General features: G+C 62.9%; 18 protein-coding genes. 8 read left to right on the top strand and 10 right to left on the bottom strand.

Annotated features, from left to right (window positions below; genetic code table 11):
- Positions 1 to 4 precede the first annotated feature (4 nt).
- On the bottom strand, positions 5 to 571 hold the full coding sequence (locus tag JOE60_RS01540; protein ID WP_167265575.1) for a MarR family winged helix-turn-helix transcriptional regulator: 567 nt from the start codon (positions 569 to 571) through the stop codon (positions 5 to 7).
- 110 nt (positions 572 to 681) lie between these two features.
- On the opposite strand from JOE60_RS01540, the gene JOE60_RS01535 reads away from it, so the two are divergent.
- Positions 682 to 1,473: a tryptophan-rich sensory protein gene (locus JOE60_RS01535; RefSeq protein ID WP_167265577.1), complete on the top strand. Its 792-nt coding sequence runs from the start codon at positions 682 to 684 to the stop codon at positions 1,471 to 1,473.
- On the opposite strand, the gene JOE60_RS01530 is transcribed toward JOE60_RS01535, so the two are convergent.
- Genes JOE60_RS01530 through JOE60_RS01520 form a run of 3 tightly spaced genes read right to left on the bottom strand, consistent with a single transcriptional unit; the run spans position 1,436 to position 3,862 of the window.
- Complete coding sequence (locus tag JOE60_RS01530) at positions 1,436 to 2,620, bottom strand: serine hydrolase domain-containing protein (RefSeq protein ID WP_167265580.1); 1,185 nt, start codon at positions 2,618 to 2,620, stop codon at positions 1,436 to 1,438. The genes JOE60_RS01535 and JOE60_RS01530 overlap by 38 nt on opposite strands.
- A 52-nt stretch (positions 2,621 to 2,672) precedes the next feature.
- A complete protein-coding gene (locus tag JOE60_RS01525; protein WP_167265582.1) occupies positions 2,673 to 3,425 on the bottom strand; it encodes a hypothetical protein in 753 nt (250 codons plus the stop codon).
- Complete coding sequence (locus JOE60_RS01520; RefSeq protein ID WP_167265584.1) at positions 3,350 to 3,862, bottom strand: MFS transporter; 513 nt, start codon at positions 3,860 to 3,862, stop codon at positions 3,350 to 3,352. Before JOE60_RS01520 ends, JOE60_RS01525 begins: the two co-directional genes overlap by 76 nt.
- A 272-nt stretch (positions 3,863 to 4,134) precedes the next feature.
- Here JOE60_RS01520 and JOE60_RS01515 point away from each other — a divergent pair, with 272 nt between their 5' ends.
- The 5 genes from JOE60_RS01515 to JOE60_RS01495 all read left to right on the top strand — a co-directional run bounded on the left by JOE60_RS01515 (position 4,135) and on the right by JOE60_RS01495 (position 8,019).
- Positions 4,135 to 4,794: a TetR/AcrR family transcriptional regulator gene (locus JOE60_RS01515; RefSeq protein WP_167265586.1), complete on the top strand. Its 660-nt coding sequence runs from the start codon at positions 4,135 to 4,137 to the stop codon at positions 4,792 to 4,794.
- Between the two features lie 220 nt (positions 4,795 to 5,014).
- A complete protein-coding gene (locus tag JOE60_RS01510) occupies positions 5,015 to 5,500 on the top strand; it encodes a DUF3237 family protein (protein ID WP_167265588.1) in 486 nt (161 codons plus the stop codon).
- Between the two features lie 36 nt (positions 5,501 to 5,536).
- Positions 5,537 to 6,025, top strand: a complete 489-nt coding sequence (locus JOE60_RS01505; protein ID WP_167265590.1) for a MarR family winged helix-turn-helix transcriptional regulator — start codon at positions 5,537 to 5,539, stop codon at positions 6,023 to 6,025.
- 85 nt (positions 6,026 to 6,110) lie between these two features.
- Complete coding sequence (locus JOE60_RS01500) at positions 6,111 to 7,580, top strand: MFS transporter (RefSeq protein ID WP_338112555.1); 1,470 nt, start codon at positions 6,111 to 6,113, stop codon at positions 7,578 to 7,580.
- Between the two features lie 91 nt (positions 7,581 to 7,671).
- Positions 7,672 to 8,019: a hypothetical protein gene (locus tag JOE60_RS01495; RefSeq protein ID WP_167265592.1), complete on the top strand. Its 348-nt coding sequence runs from the start codon at positions 7,672 to 7,674 to the stop codon at positions 8,017 to 8,019.
- On the opposite strand, the gene JOE60_RS01490 is transcribed toward JOE60_RS01495, so the two are convergent.
- The 3 genes from JOE60_RS01490 to JOE60_RS01480 all read right to left on the bottom strand — a co-directional run bounded on the left by JOE60_RS01490 (position 8,012) and on the right by JOE60_RS01480 (position 11,925).
- Positions 8,012 to 10,366: a glycoside hydrolase family 65 protein gene (locus tag JOE60_RS01490; RefSeq protein WP_167265594.1), complete on the bottom strand. Its 2,355-nt coding sequence runs from the start codon at positions 10,364 to 10,366 to the stop codon at positions 8,012 to 8,014. The two genes, JOE60_RS01495 and JOE60_RS01490, sit on opposite strands and share 8 nt — an antisense overlap.
- Before the next feature lie 30 nt (positions 10,367 to 10,396).
- Positions 10,397 to 11,128 (bottom strand): HAD family hydrolase, encoded by a 732-nt coding sequence (locus JOE60_RS01485; protein WP_167265596.1) that lies wholly within the window; start codon positions 11,126 to 11,128, stop codon positions 10,397 to 10,399.
- Positions 11,129 to 11,307: 179 nt separating this feature from the next.
- Positions 11,308 to 11,925, bottom strand: a complete 618-nt coding sequence (locus tag JOE60_RS01480) for an alpha/beta hydrolase (RefSeq protein ID WP_167265598.1) — start codon at positions 11,923 to 11,925, stop codon at positions 11,308 to 11,310.
- Between the two features lie 26 nt (positions 11,926 to 11,951).
- Between JOE60_RS01480 and JOE60_RS01475 the strand changes: the two genes are divergently transcribed.
- Entirely contained in the window at positions 11,952 to 12,353 is a 402-nt protein-coding gene (locus tag JOE60_RS01475) for a helix-turn-helix transcriptional regulator (RefSeq protein ID WP_167265600.1), read from the top strand.
- A gap of 59 nt (positions 12,354 to 12,412) precedes the next feature.
- A complete protein-coding gene (locus JOE60_RS01470; protein WP_167265602.1) occupies positions 12,413 to 12,814 on the top strand; it encodes a VOC family protein in 402 nt (133 codons plus the stop codon).
- A 25-nt stretch (positions 12,815 to 12,839) separates the two neighbouring features.
- On the opposite strand, the gene JOE60_RS01465 is transcribed toward JOE60_RS01470, so the two are convergent.
- The 3 genes from JOE60_RS01465 to JOE60_RS01455 all read right to left on the bottom strand — a co-directional run bounded on the left by JOE60_RS01465 (position 12,840) and on the right by JOE60_RS01455 (position 15,396).
- Positions 12,840 to 13,133, bottom strand: coding sequence for a DUF4287 domain-containing protein (locus JOE60_RS01465; protein WP_167265604.1), 294 nt, complete (start codon positions 13,131 to 13,133; stop codon positions 12,840 to 12,842).
- On the bottom strand, positions 13,054 to 14,328 hold the full coding sequence (locus JOE60_RS01460; protein ID WP_167265606.1) for a glutamate--cysteine ligase 2: 1,275 nt from the start codon (positions 14,326 to 14,328) through the stop codon (positions 13,054 to 13,056). Before JOE60_RS01460 ends, JOE60_RS01465 begins: the two co-directional genes overlap by 80 nt.
- A 294-nt stretch (positions 14,329 to 14,622) precedes the next feature.
- Positions 14,623 to 15,396: a GAF and ANTAR domain-containing protein gene (locus tag JOE60_RS01455; protein ID WP_167265608.1), complete on the bottom strand. Its 774-nt coding sequence runs from the start codon at positions 15,394 to 15,396 to the stop codon at positions 14,623 to 14,625.
- Between the last annotated feature and the right edge of the window lie 15 nt (positions 15,397 to 15,411).

Below are 15,411 nucleotides of genomic sequence, written 5' to 3'. Positions count from 1 at the left end.
GGCTCTATTGACGGTGGGCGTTGGCCGCGTCCGGGTGCTGTCCCTCAGGGGAGGGCTGTCCTTCTTCGGGCGCGTCCTCGTCGATGGTGTCCAGGGCCTCGCGCATGTGCTCCAGGAAGGCCACCACAATTTTCGATTCCTCAGCGTTCAGGGAAAACGCGGCGTCCATCATCCGGCGGTGCATACCGCCCAGGGTGTGCCGAACCTCCTGGTCCGAGCCCGGCGTGGCCTTCAGGACCAGCGCGCGGCGGTCCGTGGGGTGGGGTTCGCGGCGGACGTGCCCGGACTTCACCAGGCGGTCAATCAGCGTGGTCATGGAGGCAGAGGTAATGCCCAGCTTGTCGCCAAGGTCCTTGGGCTTCATGAAGTCGCCAGCCGCCTCGGCCTCAAAGAGGTAGCGCAACGCCAGCAGATCCTTCTCGCCCATGCCCATGGACGATCTGGTCCTCCGGCGCATGGCTTGCTCGGACGCGCGGTAGTCCCTCAGCGCGTTCAGGACGTCGACGGCCAGCGCCTTCTGTCCGGGGTCCTTGCCATACCAATAGCCGTGTACGTGGCCTGCCGATTCCATCTGATGTCCTTCGCTAAGCGTGAAGCTCGATTCACTAGCATTTCGATACTAAGTCACTGAAGGCCTGAATGCAGGACCCAGCACGTCCCACAAGGAAAGAGGTTCGGACCATGGCAACCCACAACAACGACCTGGCACGCCAAATAACAGTCACCGTCAGCCTGGTGATCTGCGTGGTCGGCTCCATGATCGGCGTCGGCGTTTTCGGCGGAACACCCATCGCCCAAGCCGCCGGGGGTGCCCTCGCAGCGGATTCAACCCTGCTGGCCCCCGCAACACAGGCCTTTTCCATCTGGTCCGTGATCTACACCGGGCTGGTGGCCTACACGGTATGGCAGTGGTTGCCCTCGCAGCGGTCCTCGGAACGGCAGCGCTCGCTGGGGTGGATCGTGGCGGCATCCATGATTTTGAATGCCGCCTGGATCCTCTCCGTCCAGGCAGGATGGCTCCCCATCAGCGTCCTGGTGATCCTGGCGCTGCTGGTCACTTTGGTCCTGGCTTTCCTGCGATACAGCCAGAGCCGCGCCGGTTCTTGGGTGGAAGCCATTGTGGTGGATGGAACCCTGGGGCTTTACCTGGGCTGGGTCAGCGTGGCCACCTGCGCCAACATCGCTGCGGCCCTGAAAGCAGCGGGGTTCACGGGGTTTGGCGCCACGCCTGAGATCTGGTCCATCACCGTGCTGGTGGTAGTGGCCATTGTCGGCATCGCTTTGGCCATCAAGGGGCATGGGCGGTTGGCGCTGGCAGCTGCCATTGCCTGGGGCCTGGCGTGGATCACCGTGGGCCGCAGCGCCGACGCCCCGGAGTCCTTCCCCACCGCGCTTGCTGCGGCCGTGGCTGCGGCGTTGGTGTTGGGCTCGGCCATTACTGTGCGGGCCCGGACGGTGCTTGCCGGCAGGTGACCTGTTCCGCCTTGTCCGCAATGGCGCGGAACATGGCCAAGGTTTCAATGTCCTTGTTGATTTCCGGGTCGTTCGTGGATCCGTAGAGCCTGGTGGCCGAGTTCATGACAATGGTGGTTTCCGTCCCCGGGTCCACGTAGATGTACTGGTTGTACACGCCGTTGGCGGAGAAGTCGCCACGGTCTCCGGGCATCAGCCACCACTGGTAGCCGTAGCCCCACGGGAACGGTTCGCCGCCCACAATCACCGCACCGGGCTGCAGATGCGGCGCTGAAGCGGACAAGGAATCCTTGACCCACTGGGCGGGAACAATCTGTTGCCCGTCATGTTGGCCGCCGTTGCGGTACAGCTCGCCCACTGCGGCGTAGTCACGGGCGGTCAGGTTCAGGCCTGCGTATCCCATCTCAACGCCGCTGGGGTCAACAATCCAATAGCCCGGCCGGGTGAATCCCAAGGGTTCCATCAGCCTCGACTGCATGTAATCGGCAAGGTGCTGGCCGGTGGCGGCGCGGATGAGGTTTGCCAGCGCCTGGGTTTCGCAGCTGTTGTAGCGGCAAATGGTGTCCGTGGGGTTCTCCCGGGCCATGGTTGCCACTATGCCCTCATGTCCACCGTGGTGGCCGGAGGTAGCGTCCGCGATCCGGAGGGGGTCACAGTCGGGGAAGCTGTAATCCTCGTTCCACCGCGCACCTGAAGACATCTGCAACACGCTTCGGATGGGCGTGCCGTCGTAGGCAGAGCCGGGCTCCACGGTGATGTAGTCGCTGATGGGCTGCTCGATGCTGCCAATGAACCCTTCTTCCACGGCGATTCCCACCAGGGCAGAGACCACGCTCTTGGCCACGGACATGGAGATCCAGGGCACGTCCGGGCCCGCGGTCAGTCGGTACTCTTCGTACCGGATCCGCCCCTGGTGGATCACCAGCAGGGAACCCACTTCCGCGGCCTGGAGGTACTCCTCAATGGAGCGGTCAGTGCCGTCGTGGTGGTAGCTCTCCGGGAGGTCCAGCGGCGCGCCCTGTTCCCACACGCGCGGCTGGCTGGAGGGCTCCATCCGCCGTGTCTCCACAAGCTCGGCCATCCGGGGAAAGTTGTTCTGCTGCGGAGCTCCAGTGAAGAGCTTGAGGTCGTTGAGGGACAGTGTCATTTTCGGTTCCGTATCGTCTTTGGAGGGTTGAGGCTGTGGGGTGCCCGGCTGGTCAAGAGACCGCTTTGACCGGGCTGGCGGCAGCGACGGCAGGGGCAGGTGCGCGCCGGAGCAGGACCAGGCCGGAGCAGACCAATCCTGCGGCGATGAAGGCCATGGAAACCCAGAGCAAGGTTTCGATGCTGCCGGTTGACTCCAGCACAGCGCCTCCAGCCACCGGGCCGATCGCCAGCCCGCCACCTGCCATGAGGTTGATGGTGCTGGCAACGCGTGGTGATGTGCTGGTGGCGGCAACCATGGAGAACAGGTACGGCAGCAGGAGGTTCCACGCAATCTGGAACACGATCGAGGCAACAATGTAGGCCACGGCGGCTGTGAGGCCGATCAGGAAGTAGATGCCTGCCAGGACTCCGATGAAGCTCGCCACAATGATGAGGGTGTTGAAGCGCGTGTCGCCCACGATCGAGGCGAACAAGGACGGCACCAAGCCAACAAAGGTGGCAATGGCCAGCGTGGTGGTGATGGTTTCGAGGCTGAGCCCTGCCTTGGTGGCAGGCTCCGCAATGAAGGTCCAGGCGGCTGCTGCACCGATGTAGAAAAGCAGTACCGAAGCCAGCGCTACGAGGTAGCGCGCCGGCGAAACCTTGCTGGTGGAGGCAACAGCGTCCTGGTCCTCGGAGATGCACATCCTGGACGGCAGCATGTGGGTTATGGGCAGCGCTGCTGCGATCAGGATTGCCATGGTGAGGTAGACGGCGGAGACGGGCAAGGGTTCAAAGACGGCGGGGAAGATCGACAGAACCACGGCGCCGAGGACCACCTGCATGAAAATGAAGAGCCCGAATGCACGTCCCGGATTGGACGCTTTTCCGGCAAGCGCCAACGCCAGGACCCGGCGGCCAGCGCCGTGAACGTGCGCGTCACCAGGAGTAGTTCAAAGCTGCTCACCATGGCGGAGGCCAGGTTTCCCAGAATGGCCAGGCTTCCAAAGATGTACGTGGCCTTGCGGGCACTGAGCTTGCCCATCCAGAAGTAGGCAGGCAGTGTGGCCAGGCTGAAGGCACCCAGCTCCAGGGAGAACAGCAGGCCTACTTGGGTGGCGCTGAGATCAAACTGGGTGGCAATCTTCACTGCCAGGATCGGTGCGATCATCAGCGTCATGAACAGCGGAGCGGTCACGAGGGGGACAAACAGGTAGATAGCGGCGTTCGAGGCGCGTAGGGGTAATGATGACTGGCTCATTGCTGATCTCCATTGCGGCGTTTGTTGGGGTGGCGTAAGGGGGGACGCGGTTGCGGAGCTCTCAAAGCTGCTCGCCTTGCCTGCGCGAATTGGGGGGGCCGCCCGGGCAACATCACTGAGTGGGATGATGCCCGAGCCAAGCGGTATGCATGATCTAAGTCACATATCTAACGGTGTTAGATATAGTGGCAGAGACGCGCGAAATAGACAAGGGGGTTATGGTGAGGACCATGACTGGGGAATCAAAAAGCCCGGCCACAAGGGGAAATTCCGTGGGCCGGCCTTCCGTCAACGTACTGTCCGCAGAGCGCATTGCGGACGCCGCGCTGGCCATGATTGACGGGGGCAAGGACTTCAGCATGAGGTCACTGGCCAAGACCTTGAAGGTCAGTACGCCGTCGCTCTACTACCACGTGCGAAACAAGGACGAACTCGCCAACCTCATCCGGGACCTGCTGATCTCCCGGCAGTCCATACCCGCAACACCCTCGGACGACTGGGTCGAGGAAGCCCGCATGCTGGTCCGGAAGATTTGGGAAGCCTACTCCACCCACCCCCGCCTGGTGGTGCTCCTCATGGATTCCCCGCTGACATCGCATTCGGTCACTGCGGTCTACGAAAGGCTGGCCCACTCCCTGCAACGAGCCGGCCTGGAAAGCGATCACGTAGCCCTGGCAATGGAAATCCTGGACGGCTTCGCCCTGGGAAATGGATTGGGGCACGTGCGGGCCCCGGACTCCTGGGGCGAGACTGAGCCAGGCTCAGCACTGACGGAGTCGATTGCGGCTTGGAATCAGCTGCGTCACCCCCTGTCCATGGCCTTTGACATCGGTCTCGACGCACTTCTTGACCAGATCAGGTCCGGCGCCATGTTCCGGGACAAGCAGTTGTTGCGCTTTGAACCGGCCGGCGACAGGGGACCGGCAGCCTGAAGCACCTCGGCCCGGGAAGGCCATCGAGCCAAGCCTCCTGGAACCCAAAGCGTGCAGGCCCTAGGGAAAATTAATTGAAATTTTAAACGAAAGGCTATTGTTTACGGTTTTCCGGATTGATATCCTCACCCCAGATTCAAGGGCCAACAATTCAGTGGCGGCACCCCCATGAACATGCCCACCCCACCAACGCGTCACCCTCTGGGAAGGACCGGAACCCATGACTACCTCCAGCATCCAGGCAACCAAGGCACCTCACACCTCAGCACCGTCTCTTCGCTACACCTTTACCATCAAGGCGGATGTCGCCCCTCCCGTGCTCCTCACCGACCGGGACTCTGAGCAGCTGGAGTTCATCCCCATCACGGGCGGCTACGTGGCCGGTGAAATCTCCGGAACGGTTTCTTCCGGTGGAGGCGACTGGTGCCTGACACGGGCCGATGCCGCCTACCAGGTCGAAGCACGGTATGGATTCGTCACGGACTCCGGGGACTATGTTGACGTCCTCAACACCGGAATCCTGCGCCATCTGGAGGGGGAATCGGGCGAGGCCACCGAAATGGGCTACTTCGCAACCACGCCCATCTTCCGGACCATGGCCCCAGAGCTGCAGTGGATCACGCGGTCCATGTTCGTTGGCAAGGCAACAGTGTTTGCGGATAACACCACCATCGACTTTTACGAGGTCCTGCCAACCCGGCCCTGACGCAACCGCCAGCACATGGAAGCCTATGCTTGAGGAATGGGAGAAAAGCCAGTGGATCACGCGGCACTGGCTGTCTGCATGATCGACATTTCGTCAGATATCCGCCGCAAGTCGCTCAACCAGACCGGCCTGCCACCGATCTCGAACGGCGTCTTGGAGATTCTTCGTGTGGTGGAAGGCCACCCGGGCGTCACGGTCGCGGAAGTCGCAGCGCGCCTGGGCCGCCAGCTCAGCAATGTCAGCGTCCAACTCCGTGAATTGGTTGCCGCGGGGCTGGTCACGCGCGTGAAGGACGCTGCGGACAAACGCTACGTTTCCCTGCACCCCACGGCAGAGTCCAGGAGGATCAAGGCTCTTCTGGACGGGGTGTGGGCCAGCGTGCTGGACACTGCCAGCGAGCAGCTCGACCCCCGGGAAAGGGCACTCATACAAGCCAGCCTTCCGGCGTTGCAGAAGCTGGCGGGCATACTGTCCGAGCCCGAGCACTCCCCGGACAGCCCCACCCCCAAGTCCACCGGGGCGTAAGCGACGTCACGCCGTCCGCGCTTACCGTCATCCCCAAAAGTACTTATACTTTTGTAAGTATTACTACTTCGATGATTGGTGCTTCGTGACCTCACAACTGCTCGACAAGGCCACTCCCCTTGGCGGACCGGACGGGAAGAAGGGAATGGGTTGGCGGGCGCTGCCCTTCCTTGCCCTTGCCCAATTCATGGTGGTCCTGGATGGAACGATCGTGAATTTGGCACTCCCCCGGCTTCAGATGGAAATGGGCATCAGCGATTCCACACGCTCCTGGGTGGTCACGGCCTACGCGCTGGTTTTCGGCGCCTTCCTGCTTCTGGGCGGAAGGATCGCTGACTTCTGGGGCAGGAAGCGCACATTCCTGGTGGCATCAGCAGGCTTTGCCGTTGCCTCGCTTGTTGGCGGACTGGCCCAGCAGCCGTGGGAATTGATCGGAGCCCGTGCCCTGCAGGGCATCTTCGCCGCACTGCTGGCACCCGCCGCCCTGGCCCTGCTCACGGTCGCCTTTCCGGGTGGCGAGGACCGTGGGACGGCCTTCGCCATCTTCGGCTCCATCAGCGGCGTCGGCGCGGCCGCCGGCGTACTGCTCGGCGGCTTCCTCACCGAATATGTTTCGTGGCGCTGGTGCTTCTTTGTCAACGTCCCGATCGCCATCATCGCGCTGGCCGGAGTCTGGACTTTGGTGAGCGAAAGCAAAGCCGGCGGCTCCACCAAATACGATTGGCCCGGCGTCGGGCTCGCCGCGGTGGGTCTCGGCTCGCTGGTGTACGGCTTCGCCAATGCCGAGCACGGCTGGGGTGCGGTGGAATCCTGGGGCTTCATCGCCACAGGCGTCCTGCTCTTGGTCCTGTTCGTTGCGGTTGAACGAAAAGTGCGGAACCCGTTGCTCCCTTTGCGCGTAGCGACCGAGCGCAACCGTGCCGCCGCCTACTTGGCGTCATTCCTTGCCGGCGCTGTGCTGATCGGCGGCATCCTTTTCATCAACTTCTACCTTCAGATTGTCCTGGGGCTTGCCCCCTTTGCCGCGGGCATCGCCTCCCTGCCCATGACCGTGGTGCTCATTGTCACCGCTGCGCTGGTGGCGAAGAACCTTCCCCGTCTTGGCGCGCGGATACCCAGCGCCGTGGGGCCGGTGTTCATGGCTGCCGCGATGCTGTGGCTCACGCAGGTGACCCCGGACGGCTCGTACGCCGTCACCATGCTGCCCGCGCTGATCCTCATGGGCGTGGGGCTGGGGATGATCTTTGTCCCCATGCAAAACCTGGCACTGTTCGGCGTGGACAAGGATGATGCCGGGGTGGCCAGCGCCTTGGTCAACGCGTCCCAGCAAATCGGCGGATCGCTGGGCATCGCACTGTTCAGCACCATCGCCGCAGCCACCACGGCCGCAGCCGGCGGAGCATCGCTGGCGGCACTGACCGCCGGTTACGCCGCAGTGTTCCTGTGGGCCGCCGGGGTGGCTTTGGTGATCATCCCCATCGCCCTGCTGTTCATCCGGATCGACCGAAAGACTTTCAGCGGAGCCGGCGACACCCATGCCGTCCACATCGGCTAGCACCCATCGTTGACATGACCCATATCACATTCAGTATGCTATGGGCAAAGTCCAGCAGCCGGCTTCCGAAGCTCCGAACCGGGAGGTCCCCATGGCCCCCAACCCGCCTAAAACCGGGATTCTCCTGGCCCATGGCGTGTCATCGTCAGCGGCCAGCGTTGCCCGGCGGCGCGCAGAAGCACACCACGGGAACCACGGAGCAGTCAACAAGCCCGACGCCCTGCTGGGGGCGATAGCGGTAAGGCAGTTGTTCCACCGTTGGCCGCTGGTGCCGTCCCGCGAACTGGAACGAATCCGCCACGTCCTGCTCCACTGCGACCAACTCGGCTCAGCGGACACCCATCATCTCTCCGAGCCGGCCCAAGCGCTGCTGGACCTGATCAACTGCGAGTTGGAACGGCGTCGTGCACTGGGTAAATCGCCGGAAGGCGCTACCTGATGATGGGAAGTCCCGCCGTCGGGTAGAGACTGGGGAAGATCGACGCCGGCGGCACGGGGACGGCATCCAGCGCAACAGTCACGGTGTCCACGCCGACAGTGACGTCCTGGTCCCGGACATCAATGTGCAGCGGCTCCACGCTGAAACCTTCCCCCTCTTCAAGGGTCAGGGAGATCGATCCCTGGGCGAGCGCCACCGACAGGAGGCGCCCCCGCACTTTGAGGCGGAAGGACAGATCCTGCCACTCCTCCGGCAGGCGCGGATCGAAACGGAGCACGTCACCTTGGTCCCGCATGCCCGCGAAGCCGCACACCAAGGAACTCCAAATGCCGCCGGTAGAGGCAATGTGCACGCCGTCGATCGTATTGCCGTGGGAGTTGTCCAGGTCAATGAAGAGCGCATCCGTAAAGTGACGGAGTGCCACATCCCCGTAGCCCACCTCGGCTGCCATGATGCCTTGCACACACGGTGACAGCGTGGAATCGCCGGTGGTGATGGGATCGTAGAAATCGAAGGCCCGCTGCTTTTCTTCGGGCGTGAAGTCCTGCCACTGGAGGAACATTGCCAGCACGGTATCCGCCTGCTTGAGGACCTGGTGCCGGTAAATGACCAGCGGGTGGAAGTTCAGCAGCAGCGGGTATTTGGATTTCGGCGTGTTCCAGTCCCACGGCTCCAAGGTCATGAAGTCGTTGTCCTGGCTGTGGACCTGCAAGTGGGGATCGAACGGCAGGGACATGCGCTCAGCCGCCTGACGCCACACCATGCGCTCTGTTGCAGGGATCTCCGGGTCCTCAATCTCGGCCGCAGCGCGCAGATTGAACCGCGCCATGACGTTGGTGTACAGGTTGTCGTTCACCACCGCCGTGTATTCATCCGGGCCGGTAACACCGTGGATGTGGAACAGTCCGTCCTTGCCAAAGAACCCCAGGGACACCCACATCCGGGCTGTCTCCACCAGCAGGTCCGTGCCGAGTTCCCCGCGGAAGCTCTTGTCATCGCTGGCCCATTCGTAGCGATTGGCAGCGAAGGCGATCGCGGCCGCAATGTGGAACTGGGCAGTACCAGCAGCGTAGTAGGCACTGGCTTCCAGCCCGTTGATGGTCCGCCACGGGAACAGTGCACCATCCACACTGAGCTCCTTGGCGCGGATACGGGCGTCCGGCAGCATGGAATGCCGGGATTCAAGCACCTTGCGGGCACCGCTCGGGTTGGTATAGGTCAGGTAGGGCAGCAGGTAGATCTCCTGGTCCCAGAAGTAGTGGCCGTCATAGCCGGAGCCACTCACACCCTTGGCCGGAATGCCGGCCACCCCGGCTCGCGCCGTGGCCTGGGCCAGCTGGAACAGTCCCCACCGGACGGCCTGCTGGATCTCCGGCTGCCCACCGATGGAAATGTCCGTCGTGGCCCAGTACTGCTCATAGTGCGCGGTGCTCTGCGCAAGGATTTCGGTGAAGTCCACCAGGTTGGCTTCGGCTTCGGCTGCCAGGCTCTCACCGCGGTCCTCTGCGTCGCTTGAACCGGCCACAGCGTAACTTACCGTCTTCTCCACGCGGAAAGTGTCGCCGTCGTGAATGGCCAAAACGTAGCGGACGGAGGACTCATCCTCAGCCACCAGTGTCTCGAACGGTTGGCCCGGGGCAGAGATCCAGTGGTCAACGGCCATGGCCACGCGCTGGCGTGATTCGGCCGTCTCCCATGCCATGCGCAGCGACCCGTCGGCGCCCTGCAGGTGCAGGGGCAGCAGTACCCGCCCGGCGTGCCGGCCTGAACGCCGGGGATCGTGGACGGAGTGGTCCTCCACGGGTTGGTCCTGGCGGTTCACCACACTGGAGATAATGTCCGCGGAGACCACACGGTCCGCAGTGATGGACAGCTCCAACCCCAGGCAGCCACGGGAGTCGAACCCCACCGCGCGGCGCTCCACCGTGGTAACCGTTGCACCGGAACGGCATGCCCAGGTGGTGCTTTCCTCATAAATGCCCGTGGAAAAGTCAACGCTCCGGTGGTAGTCCAGCACGGTGGACTCGGCAACATTCAGGGCTTCGCCGTCAATGGACACCGTGAAGTTGTTGGCATCCGGGACGTACACAATCCGCTGGCCCGTCCGGGCAAAGCCGTAGGCATTCTCGGCGTGCTTGATGTCCCAGATTTCGTGGAAGCCGTTGATGAACGTGCCGGGAAGCTCGCTGTCGCCGCCGGTGGAGTGGGAACCGCGGATGCCCAAGTGGCCGTTGCCCAGTGTGAACAGCGTTTCAAGGGTTCCCTCGTCGCCGGGGACGTGGACGTTCTCCACGAGCTTCCAGGGCTCGCAGGGGAAGCGGAGCCGATCGGAGCTGATGAGTGCCATGGGCTAAGGAAGTCCTTCGGAAAAGTAGGGTTAGAGGAGATCGTTCAGGTCATCGACCACCAGCGTGGCGCCGGAGTCCAAAAGGGTTTGGCGGCCGGCACCGCGGTCCACGCCGATCACGGCGTGAAACGGTGCTCCCTCTCCGGCTTGGACCCCGGACACGGCATCCTCCACCACAATGCACTCCTCCACAGGCAAGTCCAAAAGTCCTGCTGCATAAACATACGTTGCCGGGTCCGGCTTGCCGGGAAGCCCGACGGCGGCAGCTACCTGGCCGTCAACCACCACCTCGAAGTGGTGGTCCAGTCCGGCGGCCTTGAGAACGGCCGGAGCGTTGCGGGATGAGGAAACCACTGCCACCTTCAGCCCGGCCTCCAACGCCGCATTCAGGAACTTGACCGAACCTTCGTAGGGTTCAACGCCGCGGGTGGAGATGATGTCATTGAAAATGGCGTTCTTCCGGTTGCCCAGCCCCTGGACCGTCTGGTTGTCGGGGTGGTCGTGGACAGGGCCCTCTGGAAGGGTGATCCCACGGGATGCAAGGAAATCCCGGACGCCGTCAAAGCGCGGCTTGCCATCTATATGGTCGAAGTAGTCGCTCTCCCGGTACCCCTGCTGGTTGCCGGCCGACGCCAAGTAGCCATCGAAGAGCTCCTGCCATGCGTGTTCATGCACCACGGCAGTGGGCGTCAGCACACCGTCGAGATCGAACAGGAGCGCTGATGCGCCTGTCCAGGCCGTGCTGAGTTCAGTCATCTGCATAGTTCCGTTCCTCGCTGGTTGCTGCGGCTGGAGCCGATGGGCACCGTAAAGCATGCCACCTTCACCTGACCACTGGCTTGGAGCCCCGCAGGGACCGCCAGCCAAAAGTGTAAGCGCTTACAATTCTTCCACTCAATAGAGTGCACCGGAGGGCGTGAATGTGACGGTAATCTCACCGACTATCCCAGAACGTAGTACTTCAGGAACGCGCTGACGTCCACCAACTCCGGCGGTTCGATCCTGTGGCCCATGCCGGGATATGTTCGCGCAGTCAAGGCGACGTTGGCGTCCAGCCATTCCTCAGTATGCGCGATTGCGTCCTCATTGATCACCGGATCCGCCTTGTCCCTCCCCCAAAAGAAGGGGGGAGGTGTTTCAAAGGACTCACTGAGCGCCAGGAGGTCGTTGTCCATCACAAAGCCGGACAACCCCACGGTGGCAGCAAACTCCGCCGGGCGCAGTCGCAACAACGTGCTGGCCATGGCCATTCCCTGCGAATATCCCAGCAAGCTCACGCTGCTGTGGTTCTGCTTCACGGAATTGATCCAATCAAACACGGCATTGGTGGACGAGATGACGTCCGCAAAATCATTGGTGAGGAAGTAGTCCAGCAGGAACCACCCGTAATCGTCACCTATCACCTTGGGTCCACGGAGCGCGGCGCACGTGAATTCCGCGGGAAGGTGCGGAAAGAGTTTCACCATGCGCTGCTCGCTGGTGCCGTACCCGTGCAGCATCACCAACAAAGGAGTGCCTTCCCGCTTATTCGCGGGCCTTGACCAAACCACTGAATCCATGGAATCGACACTAGTAGACTTGCCGCATGACTCCGCAGGAACTGGCCAATTTGGCTCATCTGCGGCGCGCACGTGACTTCATTGACCGCGAGTACGCGCGTCCCCTGGACGTTCCCACCATGGCGGCGGGCGCCCTGATGTCGCCCGCGCATTTTTCCCGCCAATTCAAAGGCGCATATGGGGAATCACCGTACAACTACCTCATGACCCGGCGGATCGAACGCGCCATGGCCCTGCTCCGGGCGGGCTCCAGCGTGACGGATGCCTGCATGGAGGTGGGGTGTACTTCCCTGGGGTCCTTCAGCTCCCGCTTCACCGAAATTGTGGGCATGACCCCCAGCGAGTACCGCTCCCGGGAGCACCGGGCAGTCAAGGCCATGCCCACCTGCATCGCCAAACAGCACACCCGCCCGGAACGCAACGGCTGAACCAATCCGAGCAGGATCGAAGAAGCGCCGGCACCCTGGGGTCAATTAGCGTAGCTGGCATGAACATTTCACTGAAGTACGCACACGTGACCGTCAACGATGTTGATGAATCCCTGGGGTTCTACTGCGACGGGCTGGGCCTGAAGGTCCGCAACGACGTCGGTTCCGATGGCCAGCGCTGGGTCACCCTGGGCAGCGACGCCCAGCCTGACTTGGAACTGGTGCTCTCTCCCCCGCATGCCGGGCGCTCCCAGGCGGACGGCGATGCCATCCAGGAACTTGTCACCAAAGGAGTCATGCCCATGCTGGTGTTCGCCACGGACGATGTGGACTCCACCTTCGAGAAACTGCGGGCCTCAGGGGCCGAAGTTCTCCAGGAGCCAATTGTCCAACCGTGGGGTCCCAAGGACTGCGCCTTCCGCGACCCCTCGGGCAACATGATCCGTATCAACCAGGGCTGACGCGCGGCTGCAAGGCATGGGTTGCTTAGTAGCCTTCCGGCTTGGTAGCTGCACCGTCCAGCCACAGGTGATCCTTCGGGTCACCGTGTGCGCTCCCCGTGCCCACGTGCTTGCTGCCGATGCTGCTGCCCTTCGTGATGACATGAACCATGGCCATACCGTGCCCCCGCCCAAGTCCGTACTCCTCTGACAGCCATGCCAGGATGGGTCCCGCCTTGGTTGCGGGGCCCAAACCACGCTCATGAGCGATTTCGATCAACTGGCGCGGGGTGAGGCCTGTCTTCTTCTCGACCGTGTCGAGGTAAGCCTGGAATGACATTGACGTCCTTTCTTTTGGGCCAGTGTGCCGCATCCGCTGGGAGTTCTCCAGCGCCGCCCTTACTTCCCAACAGCGTCCTCGTGCCGGACAGCTCTCCGTCCTGGTGCGTGGACGCGATGGCCACCGACACGACGTCGGACAGGCGGCGCCGCCGCGCATAGGCCTGGCGCTGCAGCCGCTCCCCCGTACCGCGCCGGAGGATGTTCGCCACCCCGGCCCTCGCAAGCTCAAGGTCTCCGGACTCCGCCAGCGCGGGCCGGATGTGCCGGAGCAGTGCGCCCACAACATCGGCCGCGGAAAACGGCGCCTGCTCCACAGGGTGCAGGAGCTGCTGGTCAACGCCAAAGCGGCTGGCTTTCCAGTTGGCCATCCGCAGCACCGGAGTCAACACGCCCGACGGCGGAACACCCTCCCGCCATTCCCTCGCCGAGGTTTCCACCAGACCACGCGCGAGGACGGCTATGGTCAGCGCGTCCTCGGCGTAAAGGCAGACGTCCGCGATGCGGATCTCCACTGTGGGGTGTCCCCGGGACAGCCGTGCATCAAAGTAGATCATGCCCTCGTCCAAGGGAACACCGGTCTCAAGCAGCTCTGCCAGAACCGCCTGGTAGCCGGCGGCAGATCCAAAGACGTCCGCGGGGCCGGCCGTGGGCCATCTGTTCCAAATCTGGGTGCGGTAGCTGGAGAAGCCCGTGTCCGCGCCCATCCAGAACGGCGAATTGGCGCTAAGGGCCAGGAGCACCGGAAGCCAGTGCCGCATCCGGTCCAGCACAGCCACACCCTCGTCGGGTGACTCGATGGAGACGTGCACGTGGAATCCGCAGGTCAGCTGCTCGCGGGAGATCAGGCCAAACCCCACACCCATGGCCGCATACCTCTGGTTGCCGGCGGTGGGGGTTGCATGGAATACCGGAGGCGTGGCCAGCGCCGCGACCCTCGCTCCCGCGCCACGCGCCGCGTTGTCAGCCAATGCCCGTCCGGAACGAATCTCGGCCCGCAACTGGTCTGCCGTGCTGCAGGGAAGGGAGTTGACTTCGATCTGTTCCTGCTTGAACTCGGACTTCAACGACGGCCCGTTTCCAGCATCGTTTTCTCCGGGGGCCACCGCATTCAGAATCCCTGCGGCCAAGGCCAAAGGCGTTCCGTCCGCTGGATCGGTAATCAGCAGCTCTTCCTCAACACCAAACGTACGCATGGCCACCCCTCACCAGGACGAGTCATTCAAGCACGGCAGTTGTTCAACGTGGGGGCGGGAAGTGGGGATCCAAGCGTCATTGCCATTCTCCTGTTGCTCCTACTGGGAGCCTGCATGCACGCGGGGAACCGGCCGATAGAGGGCCACAGCTTCAAGCGCAGTTTTTGGGCCATTGGTGATGGCGAAAATCATGAGGCTCCAAGGGCTATCTGCTTAACCCATGTATGAATGTAAGTCATTGGTGGCGCACGTCACAAGCCTGCGCGCGCCCGCCTCCCCACTTACCAATGCGGCTCACGCGTCGAAGTGGGTCACCGCTGCTTGCTTACTCACGGACTGGACGATCGCATCAGCGACGTCCCGCAGTTTTTGGTTGCGGCTGCTGGATGCCTTCTTCAGCATCTGGAATGCCTCATCCTGCGAGCACCGGTTCTGACCCATGATGATGCCGCAGGCGAGGTCAATCATGGTGCGGGTCTGCATGGCGTCTTGAAGATCTTCGGCGTGCTGCTGCTTGACGCCGATCCGCACCGCCAGGCGCAGCGAGCGCTCAGCTTGGCTGGCATAGAGTTCGCAGTCACGGATGGTCTGGGGATCGTAGACGTTGGGCCGGGGAGCGAAGAAGTTGAGGGCAGCGGTGGCACCTTCGTCCAGCTCAAGGGGGACACACAGCGCCGCATGGTGGCCGCGCTCGGCGATAACCGAACAATACTCAGCCCACCGCTCCTCGGTGGAAGTATCAGGAACATGGATGGTCTGGTGGGTCCGCATGGCTTCAAGGCATGGTCCATCGCCATAGGCCTGCTGGACTTCATCGATCAGCCGGGCCTCGTGATTGCTGCCGGCCACTGTGGCGGTCCGTCGCCGCCGGCTGAGGGTCACGCCACACAGGACCTCCACACCCGCCGCCGCCGACACCGCGGCGGCGGAGAATACGGCGAGTTCATGCAGGAATCCGCCCACATCCTCGCTGTCAATCACCAAGTCCTGCAGCTGCTCGGGGACCGAAGCATCGTCCGGCGCCCGGGAGGGTTCAGGCAGCGCCAGATCAACCTTCATTTCGCTCATGCCCCATTTTAGGCT

Source organism: Paenarthrobacter ilicis (assembly GCF_016907545.1).
Lineage (GTDB): Bacteria > Actinomycetota > Actinomycetes > Actinomycetales > Micrococcaceae > Arthrobacter > Arthrobacter ilicis.
Note: the sequence above shows the minus strand (reverse complement) of the source record. Positions and strands in the feature narration are given on the sequence as shown.

What these genes read in the sequence shown, in the direction of transcription:
- JOE60_RS01530 (WP_167265580.1), bottom strand. Translation starts at nt 2,620, where the DNA reads ATGACACTGTCCCTCAACGACCTCAAGCTCTTCACTGGAGCTCCGCAG.
- JOE60_RS01505 (WP_167265590.1), top strand. Translation starts at nt 5,537, where the DNA reads ATGGGAGAAAAGCCAGTGGATCACGCGGCACTGGCTGTCTGCATGATC.
- JOE60_RS01480 (WP_167265598.1), bottom strand. Translation starts at nt 11,925, where the DNA reads ATGGATTCAGTGGTTTGGTCAAGGCCCGCGAATAAGCGGGAAGGCACT.
- JOE60_RS01470 (WP_167265602.1), top strand. Translation starts at nt 12,413, where the DNA reads ATGAACATTTCACTGAAGTACGCACACGTGACCGTCAACGATGTTGAT.
- JOE60_RS01460 (WP_167265606.1), bottom strand. Translation starts at nt 14,328, where the DNA reads ATGCGTACGTTTGGTGTTGAGGAAGAGCTGCTGATTACCGATCCAGCG.
- JOE60_RS01520 (WP_167265584.1), bottom strand. Translation starts at nt 3,862, where the DNA reads ATGAGCCAGTCATCATTACCCCTACGCGCCTCGAACGCCGCTATCTAC.
- JOE60_RS01485 (WP_167265596.1), bottom strand. Translation starts at nt 11,128, where the DNA reads ATGCAGATGACTGAACTCAGCACGGCCTGGACAGGCGCATCAGCGCTC.
- JOE60_RS01495 (WP_167265592.1), top strand. Translation starts at nt 7,672, where the DNA reads ATGGCCCCCAACCCGCCTAAAACCGGGATTCTCCTGGCCCATGGCGTG.
- JOE60_RS01510 (WP_167265588.1), top strand. Translation starts at nt 5,015, where the DNA reads ATGACTACCTCCAGCATCCAGGCAACCAAGGCACCTCACACCTCAGCA.
- JOE60_RS01465 (WP_167265604.1), bottom strand. Translation starts at nt 13,133, where the DNA reads ATGTCATTCCAGGCTTACCTCGACACGGTCGAGAAGAAGACAGGCCTC.
- JOE60_RS01540 (WP_167265575.1), bottom strand. Translation starts at nt 571, where the DNA reads ATGGAATCGGCAGGCCACGTACACGGCTATTGGTATGGCAAGGACCCC.
- JOE60_RS01475 (WP_167265600.1), top strand. Translation starts at nt 11,952, where the DNA reads ATGACTCCGCAGGAACTGGCCAATTTGGCTCATCTGCGGCGCGCACGT.
- JOE60_RS01455 (WP_167265608.1), bottom strand. Translation starts at nt 15,396, where the DNA reads ATGAGCGAAATGAAGGTTGATCTGGCGCTGCCTGAACCCTCCCGGGCG.
- JOE60_RS01535 (WP_167265577.1), top strand. Translation starts at nt 682, where the DNA reads ATGGCAACCCACAACAACGACCTGGCACGCCAAATAACAGTCACCGTC.
- JOE60_RS01490 (WP_167265594.1), bottom strand. Translation starts at nt 10,366, where the DNA reads ATGGCACTCATCAGCTCCGATCGGCTCCGCTTCCCCTGCGAGCCCTGG.